This is a genomic window from Lishizhenia sp., from assembly GCF_057456495.1.
On sequence record NZ_JBVCPV010000171.1, the window covers coordinates 1 to 6,591 of the forward strand.

The window sequence follows — 6,591 nt, forward strand, 5'->3', positions numbered from 1 at the left end:
CAATCCAACATTCGAGTTGTTTAATCAATGTATCATTTAATTTAGGTCCTCCCGAAGGCATAGGAGCAACTCCACCTTCGTGTTTTATGGTTTGAAGTGCGTCTTCCGCAGAATTAACGATTTGATTATAATTTTCAAATACATATCCATTCTGAGCAGTCGATTGATCATGACAACCTGTAGTAGAACAATTGTTCATAAACAAAGGTTGTATTTGAGAAGAGAAATAAACTGTATCCTCACATCCTGGAGGGAAAGTTTTCATGGGTTGTGTTCTGTTTTTAGCACAACCTACCATTAACATTAATCCTACACCTAATATGCCTATATATCTTAACATTTTTAATATTTAAAAGTTCGAGAAATACCAAATCCAAATCGAAATTCACCTTCTCTCCATTGAGATTCAGTATTCGCTATGTATTGTAATTCTCCCATTCCTTTAGCATTCGTAAAATTGAAATGAAAGCAATGCCCATTCGTCTTCCACTCTAAAGCGAAGCCAAGACTATTGGTGTTAGACGCATTCCTTTCCATAGTGTTGCCAATCCCGTAGAAATATTCGGCGATAAGTCCCAAACCTTTCGTCAACTTTAAATTAGCCGCCCCTCCTACAGAAAACAATGCGTTATTGTCTTTTGCCAAAACATAATTTCTGTAAACATAAGTAGGTAGAACTGCGAAGCTTAAACGTTCGTTTAATTTATGGGTAATCACCAATTGAGAAGCATATGAAAACCTGTCTACTTGAGTAGGAAAAGAATTCACTTGCGTCAAATTTGTTGTTGCTTGCTGATAGGTATAATACATTGTTCCTGTAATTGCCATAGAAACAGGTGTACTCAAATCTTTGGTTTGCTCTAACAATAAATATTTAGTGCCAGCATCTATCAAAGACCTGTAAGGTTGGTTTGCCCCCTTAGAACGAGCTATACCTACCATCCATTTATCACTGAGTCCAAAATCAAACCCGAAGCGAATATCCGCAGCGTTATCGAAACCAAACCCGGTTTGCACACCTCCTTGCTCTCCTGCTATATCACCAAACCTATGCTCTATGATATATCTGAATTCTCGTTTTTTCAAAGTCTTGGTGCTATGTGCATTCACAATTTTAAAAGCATTGAAAGTTTCGCTTTCTTTTTCCTGTGCAAATCCATTGGATAAGACAAAAACACTTGTAAGAACTAAACCAATTATCTTCTTCATCTTTCTCATTATACTGCTGCCAATTCTTTAATGTATGCCACCAAATCTTCCAATTGTTGATTGCTCATTTTTTCTTCAGGATATAGGGGCATATATTGTTTTCTACCTGCAATAGGATAAGTTCCATATCTTATAATCTGATACAAGGACTTATCTGTGTAGTTGTTTATATTTCTCCAAAACATTTGAGCGTCTAACTTATCGTGGTCTAAATCCAAGTAAGTTACGCGTGCGTTGTCATGACAATGCAAACAACTCTTTTCATAAATCAGTTTTCCATTTTCCGCATTCCCATTTTCTCCATATCCCCTTTTATTAACATCCATGGCCGGTAAAAACGTAGCGATATATGATTGCGTAAATTTGGAGCGTACTTTCTTTAAAATTGCTTCTTTTTGGTCGGAAGATAAACGCTCTAAATTTTCTAAAGCACTCAACTCTTGGTGAGATAGCTTGAGGTCTTTAAGCTTTAACTCTGTACTTTTGAAGTAGTGCATGATTGCATCTAACTCCCAATCTTCTAGATACCTTCCACTTGAACAGTATTTTGCACACAATTGAACAGCATTCTCTAATGTATCGCGCGCATCGTTTACTAATTCACCATACTTCTTTACATAATCCTTGGTATAGAACTGCTTTCTATTATAAATTCCATAAAAACTAGAAGCAGGTAAAAAAGGTAAATTGTGTTCTGTTGTATACACCAATTTATCTTCGGGGCTATGTTCTGTTAAAGAAGAATACTCCTGTTCTAAATTGTGGCAATCTGTACAAACAAAATAAGAAGAAACTAATTTTCCTTTATAACCTTTATACTCCGCTTTACCTTCTGTAATAATGGTGTATCCAATTTTAGCCAATACGGTATCCACCTCCCTAATAGGATTGCGTACACTTCCATCAAGTTGGTGCTCAACTTCCGCTAAGGATAGAGCAGATATCTTACTGGTATCGTGCTTCTTTACAAAAGCTAATAGTCCCGTAATTAAAAGTAAAACTGTTCCTCCAACAATTTTTTTCCACATAAAACAAAGGCGTTTTTTTTCGCTTCTAGGATATTAACGCAAACTGAATGCAAATGGATGCACGAACTACATTTTTCTTTCTAAGATTGATAAATACATTACATCTAATTCGATAAGCTCAATGATTAATTACTCCTCACCGAAAAATTGGGAAGCCATTGTGGTAAATAAAATCTTCTGCTTATTTTCGAACAAAAATTCAAAAGATCATGTTTGGAGGAGATATGTTTGGAAAGTTGCAAGAAATGCAACAAAAGGCAGAAGAGTCTAAGAAAAAATTAGATCAAATTTCTGTTCAAGGAGAAGCAGGAGGAAACCTGATTGTAGTAGAGTTAACAGGGAATAGAACCATGAAATCTTTAACCATTAACACGGAGTTGGATCAAATGGATAAAGAAGATTTGGAAGATTTACTAACGGTTGCCTTCAATCGCGCGTTAGAGGCTGCAGAAGAAGTTAATCAAAAAGAAATGCAGAACTCTGCAAAAGGATTATTCCCTGGACTATAATACATGAAAGCAAATAAAGCGGAGCTTAGAGCTCATTTTAAAGAAGAAAGGAAAAAAATTTCTCCCAAACGCTTACAAAAAGCATCGGAAGAGATTTGCCATTCAGTTCTTAAAAACTTTCAATTAGAAAATAAACTGTGTAGTATTTTCTTACCTATAGAAAGACAAAAAGAACTCAATACTTACCAAATATTAGAGCGAGCCGTAAATATTGGGGCAAAGTTCACACTGCCGGTGAGTAACTTTAAAACGGGTGAGCTTTCGCATGTACTTTATACCAACGACACAAGCTTGGAAATTAATCCCTACGGGATACCCGAACCCGTTAAAGGAAAAAAAATAGCACCGGATAAACACGATATTGTATTTGTTCCATTATTAGCGGCTGACAAACTTGGTAATCGCGTGGGGTATGGAAAAGGTTTCTATGATAGGTTCTTAAGTAAATGTAAGTCTGACTGTATCTTTATAGGCCTTAACTTTTTTGAACCTATAGACGAAATTGAAGATGTTTTTGAGGGAGATAAAAAGCTCAACTACCTTATTACTCCAGAAAAATTAATTCGATTTTGAGTTCAGGCAATCAAGGAAAATATCATTTACTCATTATAGCATTTATCCCCTTCGTAATGTTGGGGTTTTTACTTTTTGAAAACTTGCTGTGGGGATTTTTAATTTTAGCCATTGCGCTGCTCACCTTTTTTCTAGTTTTAAAAAAGACCAAGTAATCAACGTAACTTTTTCAATTGAATTTCAGTACCTTATAATGCGTACTGATTATGAAAATTAACACGTACATATTCTCTGTACTTGCACTGCTACTCTTTTCTTCCTACAATACTGTAGATAAGGAAGTTCGGTTCGGTGTTAAAGTTGGTGCGTTCCCTACTGGTAAAATTCAAAGCTATGCCATTTTCAGAGATCGAATAAATGGAGTGGCTATTTCTTATTTACCAGACGAAGCGGCTTTTTTAAAATATCTCACTGGCACCTGGCCCCTACCCGGAGAAGGTTACAGAAATTACTTGGAAGAGAATAATATAATTCACTTTAAAATATACCACTACCCCACCGATGATTCGGTATGGTATTGTCCCGCTTTAGACTCTTTATGGAAACTTCGTTTTGCCATACATCCTTTGGACAAGTCCAAGGCCAATGGTTGGAGCAACGGCATCATTAAACCATCCTTAAAACAATACGAATTTCTCGGTAAAAACTACAACATCAGAAATTTTGAAGGAAGCTATTTTATTGACTCTAACTTTTTCAATATACTAAGAGATGTAACGAACCCTGTTTGGGTAAATTACTACAAATCATTGTATTGACACCCGTCTTATTTTGAGAATCTCCCAAAGGAGATAAATAAAAACAATACCATATTCCGTCCACTTCAATGTAGTGGCTATCCATGGACTCTCAAAGGCATAGAAACCATAACTTAGTATCACCACAAAACTCCAAATCACCACAAAATTGAACTTGCTAAACATTCCTAAAAACAAGGGAATACTTAAGTACCAAGGATGTACCGTTGAACTCAGGAGCAGATATATAAAATAACCCGCCATCATGTAGTAGAGTATTTCCACAGATGTGTTAACGGGTCTTTTCAATGCCATAACTATGATTAAACCGAGTGTTAGCATAGAAAGGGCTGGTCCTACAATGTATACCGTTTCCCAGGTAAATAAAGGGTAAAATAAACTAGATGCCGTACTGTATAGAGATGAATTAAATTCAAAATTTGAAAAATACAAACTCAAACTCTCTGCAAAATTTTCGTAATAAGGAGGCCATAAGAGGAGATGCGTAAACAAGTGCACCCCTACAAGGGTGTAGAAATAAAAGAGTACCGTATGCCTGATACTCAATTGCTTGTAAATAAAAGGCAATAATAAAAGTGGTGTTAATTTCACATTAATCGCTAAGGCAAAAAACAACGCACTTAAAAACATACGATCGCGCAATAAATAGAAAAGTCCCGGTGCAAAAAATGCAATCATCACACCTTCAAAATGGAGGTTTATGATCAATTCTAAGAGCACAAATGGATTTAAAAAAAAGAGACTTGCAAGTTTGGGCGACCTGTCGAATTGCAACAACATTTTTACAGTAAAATGATGGGCAAATAACAAACTTAAAATGATGAGTATGCGCATCATCACCATGTTGAACCAAACATCTTTTGAAAACAGATTAGCTGCCGCAAAGTAAAACTGATTGATACTCGGGTAGCAAGAATAATTTTCTTTTGACAATTGCGTAATTCCAGCATATAACTCCTGATAATAAGCATCGTTGGCAAAACGACTCATTTCCATCAATGCCTCTGGCGTGTGGGCATAAGGATTTATTCCGTCGAGTATCAACCTTCCATCCCATAAAAACCTGAAATAATCGGGAGATAAACCAGGAAGAAAGGGAAGAACAATTATAGCACTGATAAAAACAGTGATTTTAAGCTCTCTCGGTGAGAACATCTTTCGCTTAAAATAGATACCTAAATAAAACGCAAAGGCGAAAGTGTAACTCGAGAAAGTGGTAATAAAATTATCCTGCTGGGCATATCGACCTAAGCCAAGTACAGCTACAAAATAGCCCAAGACCCAAAACCACTTTTTCCATTGCATATTAGCGTTGTTTCAATTCAGAAAATCCATAGAAGAATACTGCTCCATACCCCAATGTCAACATTATATGAAAAGGAAGTATAGCATATGCCTCTGTATATATATGATATACGGTAGAAAGACCAAAAAGGATAAACATAAGGAACTCAAAAACCATAGGAAGACTCATTTTCTTCTTATCGTACTTGTTTGTCTTACTATCATTTTTCAGCGTAACATTGAATTTTGGCGTACGCACAAAAGAGCTTTTAATGCCCAAATACCCCTCAAAAACGGCGATAGAATTGTTAATACTCAACCCTGCAGAAACAGTCAAAAACTGAACAAAGCGAACGGTAAACCTTAAAAAAGAAGGCAAAAATTGTTCACTTTTATCCCTGTAGCTCACCCAGTAATAATAAAACAAAAACAAGGTGGAAGAAATAAAAACGGCGCTTAAATCAAATACCCAATCGAACTTTGAAAAACTATCCTGTATTGTCATTAAGGGTAAGCTCAAAAGCGAGAGTAACAACAATACCACAAAAACTGAGGAATTGAACAAATGAAACAAACCATGAAGTCTATGACCTCTTTCTAATCCTTCTGTTTTACGTAAAAGAGCATTGTTTTTCACAAAACATTCAGCTCCACCTTTCATCCAGCGGTGTTGCTGACTCTTTAATGCACTCATCGTAATCGGCAACTCCGCAGGAGCAATAACATCCTCTAAGTAGACAAATTTCCAGCCTTTTACTTGGGCCCTGTAACTTAAATCTAAATCTTCTGTTAAGGTATCGTGTTGCCATCCACCAGCATCTTCAATACAGGATTTGCGCCATACCCCCCCGGTACCATTAAAATTAATATAGTGTCCTTGTACATTCCTTCCTACTTGCTCCACACTAAAGTGAGCGTTTAAACCGAAGGCTTGCAGTTCTGTTAGCAAAGAATAGTCCTTGTTGAGATGTCCCCAACGTGTTTGCACCACACCGACATCCTGCTTTTTAAAATGACCTATGGTTTGTTTTAAGAAATCGCTATGGGGTAAAAAGTCAACATCAAAAATGGCAATGAATTCTCCCTTACATGCTTCCATCGCATCATCTAGAGCTACACAATACATGCCGATTCGAGTTCGATTGCAGTTATAGTAGCGTCCCCAACAACACTTGTAGGTTCGGGCGTATTCTTTTCCATGCTGCATGAACCGAATTACTTCTTCTCCCC

At 36.5% G+C, this 6,591-nt stretch carries 8 protein-coding genes; 3 read left to right on the plus strand and 5 right to left on the minus strand.

Going from position 1 to position 6,591, the window contains the following annotated elements; genetic code table 11:
- The 3 genes from AC22ZQ_RS11505 to AC22ZQ_RS11515 form a co-directional block, all read right to left on the minus strand.
- Positions 1-340 (minus strand): hypothetical protein (locus AC22ZQ_RS11505; protein ID WP_318958918.1); only part of this gene is annotated, 340 nt, incomplete at its 3' end.
- Between the two features lie 2 nt (positions 341-342).
- Positions 343-1,209 (minus strand): DUF5777 family beta-barrel protein, encoded by an 867-nt coding sequence (locus tag AC22ZQ_RS11510; protein ID WP_318958919.1) that lies wholly within the window; start codon positions 1,207-1,209, stop codon positions 343-345.
- A gap of 8 nt (positions 1,210-1,217) precedes the next feature.
- Positions 1,218-2,237, minus strand: coding sequence for a c-type cytochrome (locus AC22ZQ_RS11515; protein ID WP_318958920.1), 1,020 nt, complete (start codon positions 2,235-2,237; stop codon positions 1,218-1,220).
- A gap of 209 nt (positions 2,238-2,446) precedes the next feature.
- Between AC22ZQ_RS11515 and AC22ZQ_RS11520 the strand changes: the two genes are divergently transcribed.
- The 3 genes from AC22ZQ_RS11520 to AC22ZQ_RS11530 all read left to right on the plus strand — a co-directional run bounded on the left by AC22ZQ_RS11520 (position 2,447) and on the right by AC22ZQ_RS11530 (position 4,077).
- The gene (locus AC22ZQ_RS11520; RefSeq protein WP_318958921.1) at positions 2,447-2,746 is read left to right on the plus strand and encodes a YbaB/EbfC family nucleoid-associated protein; all 300 of its coding nucleotides are present in this window, start codon (positions 2,447-2,449) and stop codon (positions 2,744-2,746) included.
- 3 nt (positions 2,747-2,749) lie between these two features.
- Positions 2,750-3,319, plus strand: coding sequence for a 5-formyltetrahydrofolate cyclo-ligase (locus AC22ZQ_RS11525; protein WP_318958922.1), 570 nt, complete (start codon positions 2,750-2,752; stop codon positions 3,317-3,319).
- Between the two features lie 206 nt (positions 3,320-3,525).
- Positions 3,526-4,077, plus strand: coding sequence for a hypothetical protein (locus AC22ZQ_RS11530; protein WP_318958923.1), 552 nt, complete (start codon positions 3,526-3,528; stop codon positions 4,075-4,077).
- Here AC22ZQ_RS11530 and AC22ZQ_RS11535 read toward each other — a convergent pair.
- Complete coding sequence (locus AC22ZQ_RS11535) at positions 4,066-5,382, minus strand: MptA/MptB family glycosyltransferase (protein WP_318958924.1); 1,317 nt, start codon at positions 5,380-5,382, stop codon at positions 4,066-4,068. The genes AC22ZQ_RS11530 and AC22ZQ_RS11535 overlap by 12 nt on opposite strands.
- 1 nt (position 5,383) lies before the next feature.
- Positions 5,384-6,591: glycosyltransferase family 2 protein (locus tag AC22ZQ_RS11540; RefSeq protein ID WP_318958925.1), on the minus strand; the 1,208-nt coding region annotated here is incomplete at its 5' end.

Excerpts from the sequence above, each read along its gene's own strand:
- AC22ZQ_RS11510 (WP_318958919.1), bottom strand. The coding sequence starts at position 1,209 with ATGAAGAAGATAATTGGTTTAGTTCTTACAAGTGTTTTTGTCTTATCC.
- AC22ZQ_RS11515 (WP_318958920.1), bottom strand. The coding sequence starts at position 2,237 with ATGTGGAAAAAAATTGTTGGAGGAACAGTTTTACTTTTAATTACGGGA.
- AC22ZQ_RS11520 (WP_318958921.1), top strand. The coding sequence starts at position 2,447 with ATGTTTGGAGGAGATATGTTTGGAAAGTTGCAAGAAATGCAACAAAAG.
- AC22ZQ_RS11525 (WP_318958922.1), top strand. The coding sequence starts at position 2,750 with ATGAAAGCAAATAAAGCGGAGCTTAGAGCTCATTTTAAAGAAGAAAGG.
- AC22ZQ_RS11530 (WP_318958923.1), top strand. The coding sequence starts at position 3,526 with ATGAAAATTAACACGTACATATTCTCTGTACTTGCACTGCTACTCTTT.
- AC22ZQ_RS11535 (WP_318958924.1), bottom strand. The coding sequence starts at position 5,382 with ATGCAATGGAAAAAGTGGTTTTGGGTCTTGGGCTATTTTGTAGCTGTA.